Raw genomic sequence first — 19,673 nt, 5'->3', positions numbered from 1 at the left:
TTTTTCTTTTTGTCTTTCTACTGTCTGGAGAAATCTTAAATGAGCCTCAAGATCCGTCTCGCCCGCGCGGGCGCCAAGAAGCGCCCTTACTACCACATTGTCGTGGCTGACAGCCGCTCTCCGCGTGATGGCCGCTTCATCGAGCGCGTGGGTTCCTATAACCCGATGCTGCCGTCCGACCACGCTGACCGCGTGCGTCTGGTTGCCGAGCGCATCACGCACTGGCTGTCCAACGGCGCGCTGCCGACCGACCGCGTGGCCCGCTTCCTGGGCAATGCCGGCCTGGCGCCGAAGCCGACCTGGAACGAGCAGCCCAAGAAGTCCGCGCCCAAGAAGCGCGCGCAGGAGCGTGCCGCCGCCGCTGCCGAAGCAGCCGCAGCGTAACTGACGCGATAGACAGGCAGGAAAGGCAGGCAGTCATCCCATGAACCGCGATCAGGTCCTGATGGGTGTGGTGGGTCGTCCGCATGGGGTGCGGGGGCTTGTGCACGTGCACAGCTACACCGCCGTGGCGGAAGATCTGGCCACCTATGAGGGCCTGGTCGATGATCTGGGGCGCCCGTGGCGGCTGGCATGGCATGGCAATGGCATTGCCCGGCTGCATGATGCGGCGGGCAATGCCATCGACAGCCGTGAGGCTGCCCAGCAGATGGTCAACCGCAAGCTGTACGTGCCGCGCACCAGCCTGCCCGAACCCGATGCGGACGAATTCTACTTCGCCGATCTGGTCGGGCTGGAAGTGCGCGAGCAGGGCAGCGGGAGGGTGATCGGCCACGTGATGGCCGTGCATGACTATGGTGCGGGCACCAGCCTTGAAATCGATGGGGCAGGGGGCAACATCCTGCTGCCGTTCACCGAAGGCTGCGTGCCGGTGGTGAATGTGCGCGCAGGCTGGATTGAAGTCTGCCTGCCTGACGAGATCGAGGTCCCGGTCGAGTGCTTTCCCGGCACCGGCCACACGGATGATGCACCATGACGTGGCAGGCAACGGCGCTGACGCTGTTTCCCGCCATGTTCCCCGGTACGCTGGGGCAGTCACTGGCCGGGCGCGCGCTCGAGCGTGGCATCTGGTCCATGGAGGCGCGCGACATGCGTGACTACGGGCTGGGGCGCCACCGGGTGGTGGATGACACGCCCTTTGGCGGTGGCGCGGGCATGGTCATGCGGCCTGACGTGGTGGCGGCGGCGATTGCCGGTATCGAGCGTGCCGGTCGCCCGCTGGTCTATCCCACGCCGCGCGGTCGCCCGCTGGCGCAGGCCGATATCCGCCGTTACGCGGCGGGGCCGGGCGTTGTGGTGCTGTGTGGCCGCTACGAAGGGGTGGATGAGCGCGTGCTCGAAGCCTCGGGTGCTGAACAGGTCTCGATCGGGGATTATATCCTCTCGGGCGGGGAAGTGGCGGCAACGGTGCTGCTTGATGCCTGCGTGCGGCTGCTGCCGGGCGTGATGGGATCGGGCGAGAGCGCGGTTGAGGAAAGCTTTGCCGATGGCCTGCTTGAATATCCGCTTTATACCAAGCCGGCGCAATGGGACGGGCGCGACGTGCCCGAGGTCCTGCTGTCCGGTCATCATGCCGCGATCGCCAAATGGCGGCACGCGGCATCCGAGACGGTGACGCAGGCGCGTCGGCCGGACCTGTGGGCGGCCTATCAGGCCCGCACGGGTCAAGACACTCCCCGGATCGCAGGCCCCCGTGCCGATGCGGACCGGCTGAACTGAACATGAAATCCTATCGAACGAGGACCGGATCATGAACGTTATCCAGAAGTACGAGGCGGAAGAGATCGCCCGCCTGACCGCCATCCGCGCGGTGCCCGAATTCGCGCCGGGTGACACCGTGCGCGTTGGTGTGGAAGTGGTTGAAGGCACCCGCAAGCGCGTGCAGAACTACGAAGGCGTGGTGATTGCCCGCTCCAACAAGGGCCTGAACAGCAACTTCACCGTGCGTAAGATTTCCAACGGTGAAGGCGTGGAGCGTGTGTTCCCGCTGTATTCCCCCACCATTGCCGAGATCGTCGTGGTGCGTCGTGGCGTGGTCCGCCGCGCGAAGCTGTATTACCTGCGTGGCCGTCGCGGCAAGTCCGCCCGTATTGCCGAGCGCAAGCGTGAAGTGGCAGCACCCGCCGCGACCGCAGCAGCCGAGTAATAGACTGACCCTTCGCCCGTTTCCCGCCGCCATGGTGGAAACGGGCGAACCGTTTCATGCAAGATTTTCTGGCTGCCTGTCGCGTGCATCGTCTGTGCGTGATGGCGGCCTGTTTCCGTCCGGGAGAGGATAGCAAGATGGCCCCGCGCACATTGTTCGACAAGATATGGGACAGCCATGTGGTCGAAACCCTTCCGGACAGGACGGCCATCCTCTACATCGACCGCCATCTCGTGCATGAAGTCACGAGCCCGCAGGCGTTTGAAGGCCTGCGCCTGAGCGGTCGCCGCCTGCGCCACCCGGATGCGACGATTGCGGTGGTGGACCACAACGTGCCCACATCCGACCGCACCCAGCCCATTGAGGAAGCGGAAAGCCGCAACCAGATCGAAACGCTCGAGCGCAACGTGAAGGAATTCGGGGTGCCGTATTTCCCGCTGCTCTCGGCGCGGCAGGGCATTGTGCATGTGGTTGGCCCCGAGCAGGGCATCTCGCTGCCGGGCATGACCATCGTGTGCGGCGACAGCCATACCTCCACCCACGGCGCGATGGGGGCTCTGGCTTTCGGCATCGGCACGTCCGAGGTCGAGCACGTGATGGCGACCCAGACCATCCTGCAGAAGCCCGCGAAGAACATGAAGGTGGTGGTCGAGGGGCAGGTTGGCCCCGGTGTTACCGCCAAGGACATCATGCTCGCCATCATCGGCCATATCGGCACGGCGGGCGGCACGGGGCACGTGATCGAATTCGCGGGCTCGGCCATCCGCGAGCTCGACATGGCGGGCCGCATGACGCTGTGCAACATGTCGATCGAGGCCGGGGCCCGTGCAGGGCTGGTGGCGCCAGACGAGACCACGTTCGAATACGTGCGCGGCCGCCCCTTCGCGCCGAAGGGCGAGGCGTTTGACGAGGCCGTGGCCTACTGGAAGACGCTGGCCGCCGATGAAGGCGCGCATTACGACCGCGTGGTCGAAATGCGCGCCGAGGACATTACCCCCGTGCTGACCTGGGGCACGAGCCCAGAAACGGTCATCCCCGTGACCGGCACCGTGCCGGACCCGGCAGCCGAGGCCGATGCCGGCAGGCGCGCGCAGATGCAGCGCATGCTGGACTATATGGGGCTAAAAGCGGGCCAGAAGATTGCGGGCACGCCGGTTGATGTCGTGTTCATCGGCTCGTGCACCAACAGCCGCATCGAGGACCTGCGCTCTGCCGCCGCCATTGCCGCGGGCCGCAAGGTGGCAGCGGGCGTGCGGGCGATGATCGTGCCCGGATCGGGCATCGTGAAGGCGCAGGCGGAAGAGGAAGGGCTGGACAAGGTCTTTCTCGAAGCCGGGTTTGAATGGCGCGAGGCCGGGTGCTCCATGTGCCTGGGCATGAATCCCGACCGGCTGACCCCGGGGCAGCGCTGTGCCTCCACGTCCAATCGTAATTTTGAGGGCAGGCAGGGCCCCGGCGGGCGCACGCACCTGCTTTCGCCCGCCATGGCGGCGGCCGCCGCCGTGACCGGATGCCTGACCGATGTGCGGGAGCTGATCTGAAAATGGATAAATTCACTGTTCTGTCGGCCGTGGCGGCCCCGCTGCCCGAAGAAAACATCGACACCGACAAGATCATCCCCGCGCGCTTTCTCAAGACCACCAAGCGCACCGGCCTTGGCGTGCATGCGTTTGACAGCATGCGCTACCGCGCGGACGGATCGGAAAACCCGGATTTCGTGCTGAATCAGGAGCCTTACCGCAAGGCGGAGATCCTGATTACGTATGACAATCTCGGCTGCGGCTCCTCACGCGAGCATGCGCCCTGGGCGCTGCTGGATTTTGGCATCCGCTGCGTGATCGCGCCGTCATTTGCCGATATTTTCCATAACAACTGCTTCAAGAACGGCATCCTGCCCATCGTTCTGCCGCATGATGTGTGCGAACAGCTGATGGAAGATGCCCGCATGGGCGGCAATGCGCGCCTGACCATCGACCTGCCCCGGCAGGTGGTGGTGCGGCCCGATGGCACCGAGGTGCCGTTCAATGTCGATCCGCTGCGCAAGAAGCTGCTGCTCGAAGGGCTGGACGATATTGGCCAGACGCTACAGCACGAGAAGGAAATCACCATCTTTGAGGAGCGCCGCGCGCAGGCGCAGCCGTGGATTCCGCGCATCGTGCTGGATTGAGCGGGCAGGGCGGTTCGTGCCGCCCGCAGCCGCACGGCAAAGAGCATTTAACAAACCGATTTAACCGGATGGGAAACGTCATGTCCGCACCCAAGAAGCTCCTGATCCTGCCTGGCGATGGCATTGGCCCCGAAATCATGAACGAAGTCCGCCGCATCATGGACTGGATGGCGCAGGCGCGCGGCATCCGCTTTGATGTGAGCGACGACCTTGTGGGCGGCGCATCGCTTGCGGTGCATGGCCAGCCGATTACGCAGGAAGTGATTGATGCGGCGCGGGCGGCGGATGCGGTGCTGTTCGGCTCGGTGGGTGATCCGAAATGGGCTTCCGCCGGGTTTGACCGTCGGCCCGAGATCGCGATTCTCAAACTGCGTCAGGAGCTTGGCCTGTTCGCCAACCTGCGCCCGGCCAAGGTGTTCGACTCGCTGGCCGATGCCAGCACGCTCAAGCCCGACGTGGTGCGTGGCCTCGATATCATGATCGTGCGCGAGACGGTGGGCGGCATCTATTTCGGGAACCCGCGCGGCATCGAGACCCTGCCCGATGGCACACGCCGGGGCATCAACACCGAGGTGTACACCACGCCGGAAATCGAGCGCGTGGCCCGCGTGGCATTTGAACTCGCCCGCAAGCGCGACAACCGCGTGTGCTCGGTCGAGAAATGCAACGTGATGGAAAGCGGCCTGTTGTGGAAAGAGGTCGTGACCGACCTGCACGCGCGTGAATATCCCGATGTGCAGCTGACCCACATGCTGGCGGATAACTGCGCCATGCAGCTGGTGCGTAACCCGCGCCAGTTTGATGTGATCGTGACCGGCAACCTGTTTGGTGACCTGCTGTCCGACCTGGCCTCGATGCTGACGGGCAGCCTGGGCATGCTGCCTTCGGCCACGCTGGGGGCGAAGGGCGAGGATGGCCGCATGCCTGCGTTGTATGAGCCGATTCATGGCAGCGCGCCCGACATTGCAGGGCAGGGCAAGGCCAACCCGCTGGCGCAGATCCTCTCGTTTGCCATGCTGCTGCGCTATTCGTTCGACATGCAGGAAGATGCCGCCCTGATCGAGCAGGCGGTCTCCAACGTGCTGGACCGTGGCTTGCGCACGCCCGACATCATGAGCGCTGGCAGGACGGAAGTGAACACGGCAGGCATGGGTGCCGCCGTGGTGGAAGAACTGGCGCGTCTGAACAAGGCGGCCTGATCCACACCCCTTATTGATAAAAAAACCGGCATGGTGTTCATGCCGGTTTTTTTGTGCCTGTAGCATTAAGGAAAACGGATGAAAGTTTTGGTGAAGCTTTTTTCAAAAAGCTTCAGAGAACGCAGCCTTTTTGAAAAAAAGCGGCACCCAGAAACGTTTACCTTTTTTACAGCCCCGGCTTGAGTACGTAGCCCTTGCCGCGCACGGTCTGCAAAAAGCGTGGCTCCTTGGGGTCAGGCTCGATGCGGCGGCGCAGGCGGGTCACCTGCACATCCACCGCGCGCTCGCCAATTTCTTCCATGTCCAGCGTGGTGGCGATGGCGGTGCGCGACAGGATCTCGTTGGGGTGGCGGGCCAGCACCGAGAGCAGCGCCGATTCGCCACCCGTCAGGTGCACGATTCCCTCCGCATTCGACAACAATCCCCGCACGGGGTCGAATTCCAGATCGCCGAGCCGCACGATGCGCAGGTTGCTGCTCGGCGCGGGCGGCACGAAGCGGCGCAGATGCGCCTTGAGCCGCAGCAGCAGCTCGCGCGGTTCGAACGGCTTGGCCAGATAGTCATCGGCCCCGGCTTCAAGGCCGATGATCCGGTCTTCAGGCTCGCCGCGCGCGGTGAGCAGCAGGATGGGGAAGTTCAGGTTGTCACGCCGCAGTTCGCGGGTCAGTTCCAGCCCGTTTTCCCCCGGCATGGTAATGTCGAGCACCAGCGCATCGGGCTGCATGAAGCCGAGCACCTGCCGCGCTTCCTGCGCCGAGCACGCGGCGCTGACCCGAAAGCCCTGCTCGCTGAGGTAACGGTGCAGCAGGCGGCGCAGGCGGGGGTCGTCATCCACCACCACGACATGGGCATCCATGATCATGCTGTCGCGGGGAAGGGCGGAATCGCAGGCCGTCTGGATCATGAAGAACTCCGGTCAGGAGGGTGAAAGGCATCGGTGGATACGCCGGGCATGGCCGATTCGTCTATCAGGCCGCGCATCACGCGGCGAAAACCGTCAACCGCCCGGCCACCCGCGTTGCGGTACACCCGTAGCAGCACTTCACGTTGCAGCGAAAAGAGTCGGTTTTCAATCTCCGCCCCACGCGCGCTCAGGTGCAGGCAGCGCCGCCTGCGGTCCTGTGGCGTGGTTTCGTGGCGCAGCAGGCCGTGCGCCACCAGTTCGCCCAGCGTGCGGCTCATGCTCTGCTTGGTAATGCCCAGCACATCAAGCAACGCACCCACGGCAATACCGGGCTGCAGCGCCACGGTCTGCATGATGCGGTAATGGGCGTGGCCCAGCCCGTATTCGTGCAGGGCGGGGTCGATCACGTTGCCAAAGGCGCGGCAGGCCAGCAGGAGCAGTTCCTGCGCCTGGCGCATGTCTTCATCACGCAGGAACAGAAGTTCCACGCCCGCGCCCGCCACAGGGGCGGGGCGCGCGGCAGGTGGCCGGGGCGGGGTGGTCATGGCAGGCGGGTGACCGTCAGGCGATGCGGCCGGTCAGCCGGTTGCGCAGGCGGGTGATGCGCCCGATTTCGGCAAGCCTGCGGTCAAGGAATTCCTCCACCGAGGCCGGGTTGCCCCCGCGCGTGAGCCAGAACAGCAGGGTGGCGACATAGACCCCGCTCAGGCTCAGCCGCTTGGTCATGTAGGTGAAGCCGGTGGAAGTATCGCCCGCCGCATCCCATATTGCATTGACGCTGCGGCCCAGCACATGGGCCAGGATGCGGGCATGGGTGGGCACCAGCAGCACCGCCAGCGCCTGCCTTATGGCCGCGCGGTGGGGAGCTGCGCGTTCCAGCCGGAACAGGATGGCCGCGCGCACCCGGCGGCTGATCTTGCGGCTGCGAAAGGTGTGGGCGTGGCCCAGCATGTCACGGTCCATCAGGTCGAAGCAGGCTTCGGCCAGCTCCGCCATGCCACCGGGAAAGAGCAGGTCCGAATCCGGCCCGGCGCACTGCCGCAGCAGTTCTGGCGTCCAGGCATGGCTGCCCGCGCGCGAATCGGACAGGAAACGGCGGAGCAGCGCATCACCTTGATGTGAATGCTGCACCGCGGGCGGATGCAGGCACGAGGCCGCGCGCGCGACCAGGGCGGAAGGATTCATGGGCGCTCTCCATAACGGGCCATTTCGCTGTCAAAGCCCATGCGGCCAAGACTGGTCATGCGCATGGGATAGAGGATTCCGTTCAGGTGGTCGTATTCATGCTGCAATACATTGGCCAGAAAGCCCGATGCAACGCCCTGCACCACATGCCCGTGCGCATCCAGCCCCTTATAGGCCACGCGGGCATGGCGCGGCACCCAGCCCCGCAGGCCGGGAATGGACAGGCAGCCCTCCAGCCGGTCCACCATTTCATCTCCCACCGGCTCGAGCACGGGGTTGAACAGGACCGAAGGCGGGCGCGGCGGGTCATCCTCGCCCGTGCTGCGGGCCAGCGGCACATGATAGACGAACAGCGCCAGCCCGTGATGCACCTGTGGCGCGGCGAGTCCAGCGCCGCCTGCATCGAGCATCGTCTCGATCATGTCGGCCACCAGCGTGCGGATGGCGGGAGCCTGCGTATCGGCCACCGGCTGCGTTGGTTGCAGCAGCACCGGATGGCCCATGCGGGCGATCTTGAGCAGCGTCATGCAGGGAAAGGCCTTCCTGTTTCGGGGAACATGTATATGACAGCGTTGACGCGCAAAGCGCAGCACCAAAATTCATGCGGCTTTATATGCGGGAATGATTTGTGTTGCGCGGCGCGAGTGTGATATAGGTGCGGCCCGTTTGGGAATCGCACGAAGGGAATGGCCTCGGGCGGACGTTCCCCAAGTTTCAGTTTCATGGATCATCCATACCGGATGGCAGATCAGGAGTTGACGACCCAGTGCAGGTTCTCGTTCGTGACAACAATGTTGATCAGGCCCTCAAGGCCCTCAAGAAGAAAATGCAGCGCGAAGGCATCTTTCGCGAAATGAAGCTGCGTCGCCACTATGAAAAGCCGTCCGAGCGCAAGGCGCGCGAGGCAGCCGAGGCCGTGCGTCGTGCCCGCAAGATGGAGCGCAAGCGCCTTGAGCGTGAAGGCTTCTAATCCTTCGCGTATCGGAATACGGGTTATGACCCACAAAAAACCGGCTTCTGCAAGGAAGCCGGTTTTTTTTGCGTCTGGAGAGGTAAAGCCATGGGCACGGAATCCGCATCCGGCGCTGAATACGCGCCCGGAGCCTCCACAGGCTGGCGGCGGTGGCGGGTGCGGCTGGCGCGCCGCATCCTGCCGCGCTCCCTGCTGGGGCGGATGCTGCTGATCGGGTTCATCCCGCTGCTGGCCACGCAGGCCATCTCGCTCGAGCTGTTTTATGGCAACTACCTGCAGATCGTTTCGCGCCGCCTGTCCAATGACATGGCCACCACCATTTCCATGACGCTGGACATGCTCGAGCGCTATCCTTCCGATACCGATCGCAAGTGGATTCTTGAGGATGTCGGCCGGCGGGCGGGGCTGGTCATGACCCTGCGCGAGGGGGAAAGCCTGCAGCGGCGCGGCTCGAACCACGTGCTCGGCCCCATTGACGAGGACTTGGCGCGCGACCTGCAGGCCAGCGTGCGCTGGCCCACCTTCGTTGACTGGAAAAAGGCCCACCGCCGCGTCGTGATCCTGGTGCAGACACCCATTGGCGTGTTGCAGGTCGTGGCGTTGCGCAAGCGGCTGGATGTGGCTCCGGTGTGGCTGTTCGTGGCATGGGCCTCAGGGAGTGCGCTGCTGCTGTTTCTTATCGCGGCGCTGTTCATGCGTAATCAGGTCCGCGCCATCCGCAGGCTGGCACGGGCGGCGGAACTGTTCGGCCTTGGTCGCGATACGGTGCCCATCGTGCCCGAAGGCGCGCAGGAAATCCGCAAGGCCTCCGTTGCCTTCAACCGCATGCGTGACCGCATCAACCGCTTTGTGGAGCAGCGCACCACCGTGCTGGCCGGAGTCTCGCACGACCTGCGCACGCCGCTCACCCGGCTGCGGCTTTCACTGGCCATGTTCCCGCGCAGCGGCATGGTGCAGGCCGAGGATCTCCAGCCTGATATTGCCGACATGATCGGCGATATCGTGGAGATGGAGCACATGATCGAGGGGTATCTGTCATTTGCGCGCGGGGAGGGGGCTGAAACGCCCTCGGTCATCCGGGTGGAGGACCTGTTCGAGGAAAGCGTTGCCGCCCTGCGCCGCGTGGGCGCGCGGGCGCGCATCGGCTTCGTCAATCCGCCGGATCTGAGCATTACCGGGCGCAGCAATGCCCTGCGCCGCGTGCTGAACAACGTGGTGGAAAACGCGCGGCATCACGCTACCCGTATCGAGCTTTCAGCCGAGCGGGGGCGCAAGCAGGTGTTCGTGTATATCGATGATGACGGCTGCGGGGTGGAGGAAGCCCGGCGCGAGAGCGTGTTCCGCGCCTTTGAGAGCGGCAAGGAAGGGGGCACGGGACTTGGCCTGGCCATAGCGCGTGACATCATTCACGCCCATGGCGGCCATATCGGGCTGGAGGCCGGGCCGCTGGGCGGCGCGCGGGTCAGGATCGAGCTGCCAGCCTGAGCGTGGCCCGGGCGGCCGTGGCGTCAGGGCAGGGTATTGCCCGCGCCACCATGGCCGGGGCCGCCGTTCATGCTGTTCATGGGGCCTGTGCTGCCGCCATAGGTGCTGCTCATCTGGCTGAGCGGGTTGTAGCGGCCCACATTGCCCAGGATCTGCTGCATGATGTTGATCTTGGTGCCTGGCGTGGGGGTTTTGCCCGGCATCATGGTTACGTAGCGGGCGTCATCCTTGTGCAGGGTGCGCAGGTTGCGCAGCACGCCATCCTGATCGAAGGTCAGCACCACCACTTCCTGCTTCTTGATCTGCGGAAAGCTGATGGGCGCGAGCACCTGCTTCATGGAAACGTAGAGCCATGTATTGTCATCAAACGTGGCATGACCGGTGGGCGAACCGAGGGCGTCCATCACGTCCGAGCGTGAGGTCTCGCCTATCTTGAGCTTGTTGTAGTCATCCGCCTCGACAAGCGAGCCGCGCTGCATGGTGCTTGGCTTGAAAAGGCTGCATCCGGACAGCGCAATCCCCGCCCCGATGACAGCGCACGAAAACACGCGTAATGAACGGGAGCGGGGCAGGTTGTCCTTGGGTGACCTCATGGTCGGGAAAATATCCTGAAATAGGGCAGGGCGCATATGCGGTTCGTCTTTCCGGTGCCCCATCGGGTAAATGAAGTCAATCACAGATCGCCCTGGTGGTGGAAAAACACCCCGCCAGCCCCATATTTTTACCATCATCGCAACACGGGCGCCCCCCGTGGTCACATGCAGGAGTTAAGACGAGATGGATGCAGAATTTTCCCGCCCGCTTGCCGTGGGCCGCATCCCGGTCCAGGGCATGGAAACGGTGATCGAGGCGAAGGACGCCGAATGCCGTGCGCTGGCCCGCCGCTTCGGCATTCCCGGCCTGCGCAACCTGTCATGCCGCTACCGGCTCAAGCCGGGGCAGGACGGGGAGGTGCTCGCCGAGGGCTGGCTGACCGCCCATGTCACGCAGGAATGCGTGGTCAGCCTCGAGCCGTTCGAGGATGTCATGGCGGAATCGTTCACCGTGCGCTGCATCCCTGCCGCGCGTTTTCGGGAGGACGACGAGGTCGATCCGTTCTCGATCGATGAGGTGCCCTACGAGCGCGATACCATCGACCTTGGCGAACTCGCGGCGGAAGAAGTTTCGCTGGCGCTCGACCCCTATCCGCACAAGCCCGGCTGCGCGATTCCGGCCGAATTTGCGGGCACGGATGAGGCCGCCCCGGAAGAAACCACGCGCAGGCAGCCTTTTTCCGCTCTGGCCGAGTTGAAAAAAAAGCAGAACTGACGCAAAGGAGAGGCGCGAGCGGGGGTGTCTCGCCATGAGCCGTGCACATAATCCCTTGTGCAAGTGCAAATGGTCTGCTAGAGCGCCCCCCTCAATTATTGATAACTGACCGGTGTATCGCCACGAGGGTGTGCCTGCCGGTTGTGATCCAGATCGGAGGGGCCCGGGCCCATGGCTGTACCCAAGAGAAAAACCTCGCCGTCCCGTCGTGGCATGCGTCGCAGCCACGCTGCGCTGAGTGTTCCGGCGCATGCGGAATGCTCTAACTGTGGCGAACTCAAGCGCCCGCATCATGTCTGCAGCCACTGCGGGCACTATGATGGCCGCGAAGTCGCTTCCGCCGGCAAGGCGCTGAAGACGGCGGTCCGCGCCTGATAACACGACGCCACAGGCGTCATTACCCGGTAACGGCGCGGCCCGGTTTGGTCGCGTCGGCGGGCTGGCCTCGGGCCGTCCTGTCCGGGTCGCGCGGGGAATGTAATCTTTTCAAAGTGTATTCCCCGATCTTGCGCGTTCCTTTCTTACCCGGCACAAGACGAGCATGAGCGAGACAGGTTCCTCCTTTTCCGAGACTGGGCCCTACACCCTTGCCATTGATGGCATGGGCGGGGATGGTGGTCCGGAAGTTGTAGTGGCCGGACTGGCGATTGCGGCAGACCGACATCCTTCAGCCAGGATTCTTCTGGTTGGTGATGAGGCGACGTTGTCCGGCCTTCTGGCCCGCCATCCGCGCGCGGCCGCAATCTGCACAATCCGTCCGGCCAGTTCGGCCATTCCCATGGACATGAAGCCCACCGCAGCCCTGCGTGTGCGCGATTCCTCCATGCGGCTGGCCATGGATGCGGTATCACAGGGCGAGGCGCAGGGCGTCGTTTCCGCTGGCAACAGCGGCGCGATGCTGGCGCTGGCCAAGATCGTGGTCAAAACCCTTCCCGGCATTACCCGCCCGGCCATGGCCGCCATCAGCCCCACCACGCGGGGTGACGTGGTCATGCTCGACCTCGGCGCCAACGTCTCGTGCGACTGGCGCAACCTGGTCGAGTTCGCCATCATGGGTGAGGCCTTCGCCAAGGCGGTGCTCGGGCTGCCCGCGCCCAGCATCGGGCTGCTCAATGTCGGCTCCGAGGAGCTCAAGGGCGACGAGCGCCTGCGCCAGGCGGCTGAAGTGCTGCGCAACAGTTCGCTTGCCCCCCAGTTTCACGGCTTTGTGGAAGGCCACGACATCACTGCCGGCACGACCGATGTGGTGGTGACGGATGGCTTTACCGGCAATGTCGCGCTGAAAACGGGTGAGGGCGCGCTGAAAATGGCGTTCACGCTGCTGCGGCAGGTCTTCACCTCCAGCCTGCTGGGCCGGATCGGCTACCTGCTGGTGCGCCCCGGGCTTGAGCGGATGAAAGAATGGCTCGACCCGCGCCGCTATAATGGCGCGGTGTTCGTTGGGCTGAACGGTGTTGTGGTCAAATCGCATGGTGGCACGGACGCTGAAGGCTTTGCCGCAGCGGTTGACGTGGCGATGGACATGGTCACCCACCGCTTTACCGACAGCATCCGCGAGCGCCTCGGGCACATGGAAAGCCTGACCACCGTCAAGGCGTCCGACCCGTCGCAGACGGTCCCTGCATCCTGATGCGGCAATAACAGCCGGTGCGGGGTCAGCAGGCGGGGCCTGCCTGTGCCCGCCCGTGCATATGAAATGATAGTGGTGGAAAAACAGGCATGACGGCGAAACGCTCGCTTCTGTCCGGTTTTGGCGGTTACCTGCCCGAGCGGATCGTTACCAACGATGAACTGGCCACGTGGCTCGAAACATCGGATGAATGGATTCGTGCCCGCACGGGAATCGCCCAGCGCCACATGGCGGGCGAGGGTGACACCGCCGTTTCCATGGCGGCGCACGCCGCCCGGCAGGCACTGGACTATGCGGGCGCCACGCCTGATGATGTCGATGCCGTCATTGTCGCGACCAGCACGCCCGACCAGGCTTTCCCCTCAACCGCCGTGCGGGTGCAGGCCGAACTGGGCATGACAGGCGGCTTTGGCTTTGATCTTGCCGCCGCGTGCTCGGGCTTCATTTATGCGCTGTCCATGGCCGATTCGCTCATTCGCAGCGGGCAGGCGCGTTCGGCGCTGGTGATTGGCAGCGAAGTCTATTCGCGCATTCTCGATAAAACAGACCGGGGCACTTACGTGCTGTTTGGCGATGGGGCAGGGGCGGTGTTCGTGACCAGCACGGACGATACGGCAGGGGATGCGGGCATCCTGTCCACCCACCTCCATTCCGATGGCCGTTATGGCGACCTGCTTTTTGTCGATGGCGCAACCGGCCTGCATGACAAGCCCGCCCACCTGCGCATGAACGGGCGCGAAGTGTTCCGCCATGCGGTGGGCAAGCTGTCTTCCTCGGTGGATGAGGCGCTGGCCGCCAATGGCCTGACCCATTCGGATGTGAACTGGCTGGTGCCGCACCAGGCCAACCTGCGCATTATTGATGGCGTGGCCCGCAAGCTTGCCCTGCCGCCCGAGCGCGTGGTGGTGACTGTGGACCGGCATGCCAATACCTCTGCCGCCTCCATTCCGCTGGCCCTGAACGAGGCCGTGCGTGACGGGCGCATCAACAAGGGCGATCTGGTGCTGATGGAAGCGCTGGGCGGCGGCCTGACATGGGGTTCGGCGCTGGCGCGGCTGTAATGTCGTTTCGGTACCACATTGAAACGGTCACGAAACAAACAGCCCGTAGCCCTGCGACATTCAATTGACGATACGCACGCGCATGCATAACGTTTGCGCATGAGCACCGTCACGCGCGCCACTCTGGCAGAACACATATATGATCAGGTCGGCCTGTCCCGCCATGAATCCGCCGATATTTTAGAAGATATCCTTGAGCGGATGGCACGGACCCTTGAGGCTGGCGACACCCTTAAAATAAGCGGTTTTGGCACGTTCTCTGTCCGGCAGAAGGGGCAGCGCACGGGCCGTAACCCCAAAACTGGTGTGGAAGTGCCGATTCTGCCACGCTCCGTTCTGGTGTTTCGCCCCAGTCAGTTGCTTCGTGCCCATGTCAACGGACAGTCCGACGGGCAGACCCCGCCGGAAGGAGACGATGAATGACCACGGAGCACTTTCCTGGCGGCACGATCGAGCCAGGCACGGACTGCCTGCCGATCTATGAGGTCGCGCGCGAGCTGGGCCTTGCGCAGCATGTCATGCGCATGTGGGAGGCGAGCTTTCCGCAGTTGCAGCCGCTGCGCGGGCCGGTGGGGCGGCGCTATTACCGCCCGCAGGACATAACCGTGCTGCGCGAGATTGCCGACCTGCTTTATGTGCGCAAGCTGTCGGTGGCGCAGGCGCAGGCCGAACTGGCGCGGGAGACCCTTGCCGCACCCGAATCCGAAGGTGAGGTCGTAACCCCACCCGCCGAATCACCCGTGGCGCAGGCCCCCATGGCACAGGCTCCTGTGACGCAGGATGCACCGCTCGAAGCAGAGCCCGCTACCGAGGCTGCAACGGCCGGGATACAGGTGACGGTGATCGAGGAAGTGGTGGAAACCGTGGTGGCCTGCGAAGCGCCCCCCGCGGAGGCCCCGCCCGTGCCTGAAGCTGAAGCGCCCGCGCCGGTGGAAGCCGCCGCAACCGGGGCGGATGTTGCCCCGGCGAATGAAGACTTGGTGGAGACGGCGGCGCAGGAGCCCGCTGACGAGCCGGAGCAGCCGCCGCTTGAGCAGATTGTCATGATCGAGGTTGAGCGCCTGCAGGCGGAAAATACGGTGCTGCGCGACAGCCTGCGCGGTGTGCTTGTTGAGCTGCAGGCCCTGCGGCAGATGGTGCCGGTCTGATCCGGGGCATTTTTTTTCGTTTTGGTTCATTACATGGGTTGCAGTCCCCCCTATCGGCTGCTACACCCTGCGCATCGCAGACAGGCGGGCAGTAGCGCAGCCTGGTAGCGCATCAGTCTGGGGGACTGGGGGTCGTGGGTTCGAATCCCGCCTGCCCGATATCCCTGTCTGCGATAAGAATGCCAAGCAAGCAAAGCATCCTGAAAAGGGTGCTTTTTTTGTATCTGGCGCCAGCCTGTCCCGTGTCAGTAGCGGGCCCGGCTCCAGTTCAGCCATAGCATGTGCAGCACCGCCATGATGGCAGGCCCCATGAACAGCCCCAGCAGGCTCCAGCTTTCCGCCCCACCCAGTATGCCCGCCAGCACCCACAGGAAGGGCAGTTGCGTCGAGCCGCCAATCAGGGCCGGGCGCACGAGGTGGTCCGCCAGGAAGATCACGGCCATGCCCAGCAGGATGATGGCCATGGCGCCAAACAGGGCGCCGGTCTTGATGAGCAGCGTGAGGGCAACGGCGCTGATGGCGATGAACGCGCAGAACGGAATCATCGCGGCGATGGCCGTCACCACCCCGAACAGGAAGGGATGCGGCGCGCCCGCGACCAGATAGGCCACGGCCATCAGCATGCCTTCGCCAATGCCGACGAGCACCAGCCCCGATACCGAGCCATGCACCGAAGCGATTATCTGCAACGCGATCCGCTCGCCCCGCTTGCCAAAGGCGCGGCGCGAGACGTTGAGCGACTGGCGGATGACGGAATCGCCATCTTTGAGCACGAAAAACAGCGTGAGGATGGCAAAGGTGAACAGCAGCACCCGGTGCAGCACCTGCGAACCAAGCTGCTGCGTGACCTTGACGCTCTGCCCGATATTCATCGAGCCGAGCAGGGTGGAAACATCTGCCGGGTTCTTCAGGTGCTCGTTCCACAGGGCGGTGATCGCCTGCTGCCCATAGGGCAGGTTGCTGATCCATCCCGGCACGGGAATGCCGGAATGGCGTGCTTCGTTGAGGAAGCGCAGCACGCTTTCCGCTTCGCGCCCCGCCTCCAGCCCGAACAGTGCCAGCGGCCCGATGAAGATGAAGGCGATGGCCAGCGTAAACAGCAGCGGCAGCAGCGTTTTATGTGCCCGCCCGTTCCATCGCCGCCGCGCGCGCGCGTAAAGCGGCCAGGAGGCGATGGCGAACACGCAGCCCCATATCAGCGAGGGCAGGAAGCCGCGCACCGTATAAAGCCCCAGCAGCACGAAAAACAGCGCCAGCACCGCGCGGGCGATGCGTTGCGCGCGCTGGGTCTCGCGGAATGACCGGAAGGTTCGCATCGTGGAGGGATCGACCTCACGCCCCGTCATGGGGGCGGGAAAGCCGTCCTGATCCGCGTTGTGGGGATCCGTCATTCTCATTCCTCTGGGATATGCTGGCTCTGCTGTATGGCGCTACTTATGCTAACGCGCCCGTGTGCGGAAAGACATTAATCCTGCGTGGCAGGCGCGGTTTCAATCGCCCACAGGGCGAAGGTATGGATCAGGGCCGCTTCCTTGAGGGAGTCAAAGCGCCCCGTGGCCCCCCTATGCCCGGCCTCCATGTTGGTGCGCAGCATGACGGGCCGGGCCGAGCGGTTATGCGCGCGCAGGCGGGCGACCCATTTGGCGGGCTCCCAGTAGGTCACGCGCGGGTCGGTCAGGCCGCCCATGGCCAGTATGGCGGGGTAGGCGCGGGGGGCGACCTGCTCATAGGCGGCGTAGCTGGCGATCAGGTCATAGGCCCGGGCATCTTCCAGAGGGTTGCCCCATTCGGGCCATTCCGGCGGTGTCAGTGGCAGGGATGCGTCGGACATGGTGTTGAGTTCATCTACAAACGGCACCACGGCCACGATGCCCGCAAACAGGTCGGGCCGCATGTTGGCGATGGCTCCCATTACCATTCCGCCAGCGGAACGTCCATCGGCCACGATGCGGCCCGTGGCCCCAAAGCCTTCGGCCACGAGGGTTTCGGCACAGGCGATGAAATCACTGAACGTGTTGGGCTTGTTGCGCCCGCGTCCGCCAAGGAACCAGTTCCAGCCTTTTTCCGAGCCGCCGCGCACATGGGCGATGGCGTAGAACCAGCCCCGATCGACAAGGCTGAGCGTGCGGGTGGAAAAGACCGGGTCGATGGCGTGGCCATAGGCGCCGTAGCCATAGAGCAGCAGCGGAGCCGAACCATCAATGGGCGTGTCGTGGCGGCCCAGCACCGTAACCGGCACCTGCTCGCCATCAGGGGCGTGGGCCATGAGCCGCCAGCAGCGGTACTGCGCCGGGTCGTGGCCCGAGGGCACTTCCTGCTGCTTGAGCAGGGTCTCGGCCCCGCTCACCATGTCACGCGCATGCCACGCGCGCGGGGTGGTGGGGGACTGGTAGATGTAGCGCAGTTCGGTGGTGTCGTATTCGTATCCGCCCACCAGCGTCAGGTCATAGGCGGCTTCATCGGGTTCGAGGGCTTCTGTCGCCCCGTCCACGCTGCGGATGATGATTCGCGTGTTGGCGTCGCGCCGCTCGCGCCAGGCCAGGTGGCCCGACCAGACCATGCAGTCCGTGATGTAGCGGCCCGGTTCATGGACCACGAGGTCGCGCCAGCTGGCGCGCGCGGGTGTGGCGTCAGGCGTGGTCATGAGCTTGAAGTCATACGCGCCATCGGCATTGGTCAGGATGATGAAATCCGTGCCCTGATGGTACAGCCCGTAAATGAGGCCCGTTTCACGCGGGCTTGCGCAGCGGGGAGCGGCCTGCGGGTCATGGCCGGGGATGAGCCAGGACTCGGAGGTATCATGATTGCCGCTGGAGATGATGATCCACCCGCCCGAGCGCGTGGTCTCCACGCCGACGAAAAAGCCAGGATCGGCTTCTTCATACACCAGCGTGTCGTGGTCCTCGCCAATGCGGCGGCGATAGACGCGGGCCGGGCGGCCATGGCTGTCGCGCCAGACCCAGAACAGGAACGCGCTGTCGGGCGAAAAGACGAACGCCCCGCTACAGTTCTCGACCGGGGGCAGGGGTGTGGCCTCACCGCTCAGCCTGCGGATGCGGATGCGGTAGATTTCCGAGCCCTGCGTGTCCTCCGCATGGGCGAACAGGGTGTGGTCGGGGCTGTGGGCGGCAGCAGCGACGGCGTAATATTCATGCCCTCCTGCCGCTTCATTCACATCCAGCAGCACTTCCTCGGCAGCGGGGGAGGCGGTGAGGTAGCGTTTATAGACCGGGTACTGCGCGCCCGCCGTGTAGCTGGTCTGGTAGCAATAGGGGCCGTGCGGGGCGGGGGGGTAGGTGTCATCCGCCTGCATGCGGCCCTTCATCTCGGCCACGAGATGTTCCTGCAGCGCTTCCGTGCCGGACAGGACAGACTGCGTATAGGCGTTTTCCGCCCGCAGGTGATCGGCAATGTCGGCGCGCAGGAGGGAAGGGTCGCGCAGCACCTCCTGCCAGTTATCGTCCTTCATCCACGCATATTCATCGTGCCGGGTGCGGCCAAGCTGCGTGATGGCGTGGGGAATCTGGCGGGCAATGGGGGGCGTGGTCATTGCATGGTCCTAAGGTCGCAGGGGGTTCAGGCGGAGCGGGGGGCGTGCCAGCCGGTCAGGCCTTCGCGCAGGCGCTGGCCTTCAGGGCTGGCGGCATCAATCAGCCCCGTGCGCAGGAACAGGTCGATCAGCACGAGGTTGACGTTGAACTTGAACGCATCCGTGTCACGCACCAGCGTATAGGCCTCCTCGATCGGGATCAGGCGGAATTCCTCCACTTCCCCATCGGCGGGGGCAGGCACGAAGTCGGGCGGCAGTTCCAGCTCGAAGCAGTGCAGCACGTCGCGCCGCAGCCCTTCGGGGCGGTCGAGCGCGTAGCGGATATCGGCGGTGGGGCGCGCACGCTGCACCAGATCTGCGGGCAGGCTGGCCTCCTCCGCCGCTTCCTTGAACAGGGCTTCGGCTGCCGTATGGCCTGCCGGTATGCCGCCCGCCACCAGGTGGTCGAGCTTGCCGGGGTCGAGCCGCTTGGTCATGGAGCGCCGCGCGATCCACAGATGCAGGCCGTGGGGCAGCCTGACCAGCCCGTTGAGGTGCACGCCCGCCGCCATCAGGCCAAACAGCGGCAGCGCGCCACGGTCGATGCGGGCCACGGGGGGCTTGGCCATGTCGGTCCACACATCGAACAGTTCATGGTGCGAGCGGTACACGCCTGCCTGCGCCATGGCCTCGCCAATGGCTTCGAGCCGTGCGGGGTCGGCAAGGGTTACGGTATTGCCCGCATGGGTCATGCCGTGTTCGAGCAGCACCGGCAGCAGGGCGGGCTGCACCCAGCCCGCGGGGGCGTGCCCCAGCCGGAACTCCAGCCGCCCGCCGGGCAGCACCGCCGTGTTGCAGGCGGCGATATGACGAAAGAAACCTTCAAGGCTGCGTGACATGTTTCATCCCTGTCCTTCGGGTTGAGGGTGGCATAACGG

Annotated in this window: 23 protein-coding genes and 1 tRNA gene; 16 read left to right on the top strand and 8 right to left on the bottom strand. The window is 64.6% G+C overall.

The features are described from left to right. Positions 1-39: 39 nt before the first annotated feature. The 7 genes from rpsP (at position 40) to leuB (ending at position 5,512) form a co-directional block, all read left to right on the top strand. On the top strand, positions 40-384 hold the full coding sequence (rpsP, locus tag CDI09_RS00400) for a 30S ribosomal protein S16 (protein WP_010506467.1): 345 nt from the start codon (positions 40-42) through the stop codon (positions 382-384). A 40-nt stretch (positions 385-424) separates the two neighbouring features. Beyond that, positions 425-976, top strand: coding sequence for a ribosome maturation factor RimM (rimM, locus tag CDI09_RS00395; protein WP_078524447.1), 552 nt, complete (start codon positions 425-427; stop codon positions 974-976). Next, positions 973-1,719: a tRNA (guanosine(37)-N1)-methyltransferase TrmD gene (gene trmD, locus CDI09_RS00390; protein WP_078524446.1), complete on the top strand. Its 747-nt coding sequence runs from the start codon at positions 973-975 to the stop codon at positions 1,717-1,719. Before rimM ends, trmD begins: the two co-directional genes overlap by 4 nt. A gap of 31 nt (positions 1,720-1,750) precedes the next feature. After that, on the top strand, positions 1,751-2,146 hold the full coding sequence (gene rplS, locus CDI09_RS00385; protein ID WP_078524445.1) for a 50S ribosomal protein L19: 396 nt from the start codon (positions 1,751-1,753) through the stop codon (positions 2,144-2,146). Between the two features lie 137 nt (positions 2,147-2,283). Continuing rightward, entirely contained in the window at positions 2,284-3,687 is a 1,404-nt protein-coding gene (gene leuC, locus CDI09_RS00380; RefSeq protein ID WP_078524444.1) for a 3-isopropylmalate dehydratase large subunit, read from the top strand. A gap of 2 nt (positions 3,688-3,689) precedes the next feature. Beyond that, complete coding sequence (gene leuD / locus CDI09_RS00375; protein WP_078524443.1) at positions 3,690-4,313, top strand: 3-isopropylmalate dehydratase small subunit; 624 nt, start codon at positions 3,690-3,692, stop codon at positions 4,311-4,313. 80 nt (positions 4,314-4,393) lie between these two features. Then, complete coding sequence (gene leuB, locus CDI09_RS00370) at positions 4,394-5,512, top strand: 3-isopropylmalate dehydrogenase (protein ID WP_078524442.1); 1,119 nt, start codon at positions 4,394-4,396, stop codon at positions 5,510-5,512. A gap of 166 nt (positions 5,513-5,678) precedes the next feature. Here the strand turns inward: leuB and CDI09_RS00365 are convergent, their stop codons facing one another. Genes CDI09_RS00365 through def form a run of 4 tightly spaced genes read right to left on the bottom strand, consistent with a single transcriptional unit; the run spans position 5,679 to position 8,128 of the window. Continuing rightward, positions 5,679-6,416: a response regulator gene (locus CDI09_RS00365; RefSeq protein ID WP_061272125.1), complete on the bottom strand. Its 738-nt coding sequence runs from the start codon at positions 6,414-6,416 to the stop codon at positions 5,679-5,681. Next, complete coding sequence (locus CDI09_RS00360; protein ID WP_205836667.1) at positions 6,413-6,961, bottom strand: MarR family winged helix-turn-helix transcriptional regulator; 549 nt, start codon at positions 6,959-6,961, stop codon at positions 6,413-6,415. Before CDI09_RS00360 ends, CDI09_RS00365 begins: the two co-directional genes overlap by 4 nt. Positions 6,962-6,977: 16 nt before the next feature. Continuing rightward, a complete protein-coding gene (locus CDI09_RS00355; RefSeq protein ID WP_078524441.1) occupies positions 6,978-7,601 on the bottom strand; it encodes a COQ9 family protein in 624 nt (207 codons plus the stop codon). Beyond that, positions 7,598-8,128, bottom strand: coding sequence for a peptide deformylase (gene def / locus CDI09_RS00350; protein WP_078524440.1), 531 nt, complete (start codon positions 8,126-8,128; stop codon positions 7,598-7,600). Before def ends, CDI09_RS00355 begins: the two co-directional genes overlap by 4 nt. Positions 8,129-8,367: 239 nt before the next feature. Between def and rpsU the strand changes: the two genes are divergently transcribed. Further along, positions 8,368-8,571, top strand: a complete 204-nt coding sequence (rpsU, locus tag CDI09_RS00345) for a 30S ribosomal protein S21 (RefSeq protein WP_010506446.1) — start codon at positions 8,368-8,370, stop codon at positions 8,569-8,571. A gap of 90 nt (positions 8,572-8,661) precedes the next feature. After that, positions 8,662-10,059, top strand: coding sequence for a sensor histidine kinase (locus CDI09_RS00340; protein ID WP_078524439.1), 1,398 nt, complete (start codon positions 8,662-8,664; stop codon positions 10,057-10,059). 23 nt (positions 10,060-10,082) lie between these two features. Here the strand turns inward: CDI09_RS00340 and CDI09_RS00335 are convergent, their stop codons facing one another. Further along, positions 10,083-10,652, bottom strand: coding sequence for an outer membrane protein assembly factor BamE (locus CDI09_RS00335; RefSeq protein WP_078524438.1), 570 nt, complete (start codon positions 10,650-10,652; stop codon positions 10,083-10,085). 184 nt (positions 10,653-10,836) lie between these two features. Between CDI09_RS00335 and CDI09_RS00330 the strand changes: the two genes are divergently transcribed. The 7 genes from CDI09_RS00330 to CDI09_RS00300 all read left to right on the top strand — a co-directional run bounded on the left by CDI09_RS00330 (position 10,837) and on the right by CDI09_RS00300 (position 15,365). Next, entirely contained in the window at positions 10,837-11,367 is a 531-nt protein-coding gene (locus tag CDI09_RS00330; protein ID WP_078524437.1) for a YceD family protein, read from the top strand. A 171-nt stretch (positions 11,368-11,538) separates the two neighbouring features. Next, on the top strand, positions 11,539-11,742 hold the full coding sequence (gene rpmF, locus CDI09_RS00325; protein ID WP_010506434.1) for a 50S ribosomal protein L32: 204 nt from the start codon (positions 11,539-11,541) through the stop codon (positions 11,740-11,742). Positions 11,743-11,908: 166 nt separating this feature from the next. Next, positions 11,909-12,997 carry a phosphate acyltransferase PlsX gene (plsX, locus tag CDI09_RS00320; protein ID WP_078524436.1) on the top strand — a complete coding sequence of 363 codons (1,089 nt, stop codon included), beginning with the start codon at positions 11,909-11,911 and terminating at the stop codon, positions 12,995-12,997. Between the two features lie 89 nt (positions 12,998-13,086). Further along, on the top strand, positions 13,087-14,058 hold the full coding sequence (locus CDI09_RS00315; protein ID WP_078524435.1) for a beta-ketoacyl-ACP synthase III: 972 nt from the start codon (positions 13,087-13,089) through the stop codon (positions 14,056-14,058). Between the two features lie 99 nt (positions 14,059-14,157). Next, on the top strand, positions 14,158-14,481 hold the full coding sequence (locus tag CDI09_RS00310) for an integration host factor subunit alpha (protein WP_078524434.1): 324 nt from the start codon (positions 14,158-14,160) through the stop codon (positions 14,479-14,481). Beyond that, a complete protein-coding gene (locus tag CDI09_RS00305; RefSeq protein WP_078524433.1) occupies positions 14,478-15,206 on the top strand; it encodes a MerR family transcriptional regulator in 729 nt (242 codons plus the stop codon). Before CDI09_RS00310 ends, CDI09_RS00305 begins: the two co-directional genes overlap by 4 nt. 85 nt (positions 15,207-15,291) lie before the next feature. After that, a tRNA-Pro gene (locus CDI09_RS00300) sits at positions 15,292-15,365 on the top strand. An 86-nt stretch (positions 15,366-15,451) separates the two neighbouring features. Here CDI09_RS00300 and CDI09_RS00295 read toward each other — a convergent pair. The 3 genes from CDI09_RS00295 to CDI09_RS00285 all read right to left on the bottom strand — a co-directional run bounded on the left by CDI09_RS00295 (position 15,452) and on the right by CDI09_RS00285 (position 19,634). Continuing rightward, positions 15,452-16,603 (bottom strand): AI-2E family transporter, encoded by a 1,152-nt coding sequence (locus tag CDI09_RS00295; RefSeq protein ID WP_078524432.1) that lies wholly within the window; start codon positions 16,601-16,603, stop codon positions 15,452-15,454. Between the two features lie 68 nt (positions 16,604-16,671). Continuing rightward, entirely contained in the window at positions 16,672-18,756 is a 2,085-nt protein-coding gene (locus CDI09_RS00290) for a S9 family peptidase (protein WP_078524431.1), read from the bottom strand. A 26-nt stretch (positions 18,757-18,782) separates the two neighbouring features. Next, the gene (locus tag CDI09_RS00285) at positions 18,783-19,634 is read right to left on the bottom strand and encodes an NUDIX hydrolase (RefSeq protein ID WP_078524430.1); all 852 of its coding nucleotides are present in this window, start codon (positions 19,632-19,634) and stop codon (positions 18,783-18,785) included. Positions 19,635-19,673 lie beyond the last annotated feature (39 nt).

It is taken from the genome of Komagataeibacter nataicola (assembly GCF_003207795.1).
Classification (GTDB): domain Bacteria; phylum Pseudomonadota; class Alphaproteobacteria; order Acetobacterales; family Acetobacteraceae; genus Komagataeibacter; species Komagataeibacter nataicola.
This window is presented reverse-complemented; position numbering and strand designations above follow the sequence as displayed.

Bases quoted from the DNA above. Each gene is read 5' to 3' on its own strand.
- rpsP (WP_010506467.1), top strand. From the start codon at position 40: ATGAGCCTCAAGATCCGTCTCGCCCGCGCGGGCGCCAAGAAGCGCCCT.
- rimM (WP_078524447.1), top strand. From the start codon at position 425: ATGAACCGCGATCAGGTCCTGATGGGTGTGGTGGGTCGTCCGCATGGG.
- trmD (WP_078524446.1), top strand. From the start codon at position 973: ATGACGTGGCAGGCAACGGCGCTGACGCTGTTTCCCGCCATGTTCCCC.
- rplS (WP_078524445.1), top strand. From the start codon at position 1,751: ATGAACGTTATCCAGAAGTACGAGGCGGAAGAGATCGCCCGCCTGACC.
- leuC (WP_078524444.1), top strand. From the start codon at position 2,284: ATGGCCCCGCGCACATTGTTCGACAAGATATGGGACAGCCATGTGGTC.
- leuD (WP_078524443.1), top strand. From the start codon at position 3,690: ATGGATAAATTCACTGTTCTGTCGGCCGTGGCGGCCCCGCTGCCCGAA.
- leuB (WP_078524442.1), top strand. From the start codon at position 4,394: ATGTCCGCACCCAAGAAGCTCCTGATCCTGCCTGGCGATGGCATTGGC.
- CDI09_RS00365 (WP_061272125.1), bottom strand. From the start codon at position 6,416: ATGATCCAGACGGCCTGCGATTCCGCCCTTCCCCGCGACAGCATGATC.
- CDI09_RS00360 (WP_205836667.1), bottom strand. From the start codon at position 6,961: ATGACCACCCCGCCCCGGCCACCTGCCGCGCGCCCCGCCCCTGTGGCG.
- CDI09_RS00355 (WP_078524441.1), bottom strand. From the start codon at position 7,601: ATGAATCCTTCCGCCCTGGTCGCGCGCGCGGCCTCGTGCCTGCATCCG.
- def (WP_078524440.1), bottom strand. From the start codon at position 8,128: ATGACGCTGCTCAAGATCGCCCGCATGGGCCATCCGGTGCTGCTGCAA.
- CDI09_RS00340 (WP_078524439.1), top strand. From the start codon at position 8,662: ATGGGCACGGAATCCGCATCCGGCGCTGAATACGCGCCCGGAGCCTCC.
- CDI09_RS00335 (WP_078524438.1), bottom strand. From the start codon at position 10,652: ATGAGGTCACCCAAGGACAACCTGCCCCGCTCCCGTTCATTACGCGTG.
- CDI09_RS00330 (WP_078524437.1), top strand. From the start codon at position 10,837: ATGGATGCAGAATTTTCCCGCCCGCTTGCCGTGGGCCGCATCCCGGTC.
- rpmF (WP_010506434.1), top strand. From the start codon at position 11,539: ATGGCTGTACCCAAGAGAAAAACCTCGCCGTCCCGTCGTGGCATGCGT.
- plsX (WP_078524436.1), top strand. From the start codon at position 11,909: ATGAGCGAGACAGGTTCCTCCTTTTCCGAGACTGGGCCCTACACCCTT.
- CDI09_RS00315 (WP_078524435.1), top strand. From the start codon at position 13,087: ATGACGGCGAAACGCTCGCTTCTGTCCGGTTTTGGCGGTTACCTGCCC.
- CDI09_RS00310 (WP_078524434.1), top strand. From the start codon at position 14,158: ATGAGCACCGTCACGCGCGCCACTCTGGCAGAACACATATATGATCAG.
- CDI09_RS00305 (WP_078524433.1), top strand. From the start codon at position 14,478: ATGACCACGGAGCACTTTCCTGGCGGCACGATCGAGCCAGGCACGGAC.
- CDI09_RS00295 (WP_078524432.1), bottom strand. From the start codon at position 16,603: ATGAGAATGACGGATCCCCACAACGCGGATCAGGACGGCTTTCCCGCC.
- CDI09_RS00290 (WP_078524431.1), bottom strand. From the start codon at position 18,756: ATGACCACGCCCCCCATTGCCCGCCAGATTCCCCACGCCATCACGCAG.
- CDI09_RS00285 (WP_078524430.1), bottom strand. From the start codon at position 19,634: ATGTCACGCAGCCTTGAAGGTTTCTTTCGTCATATCGCCGCCTGCAAC.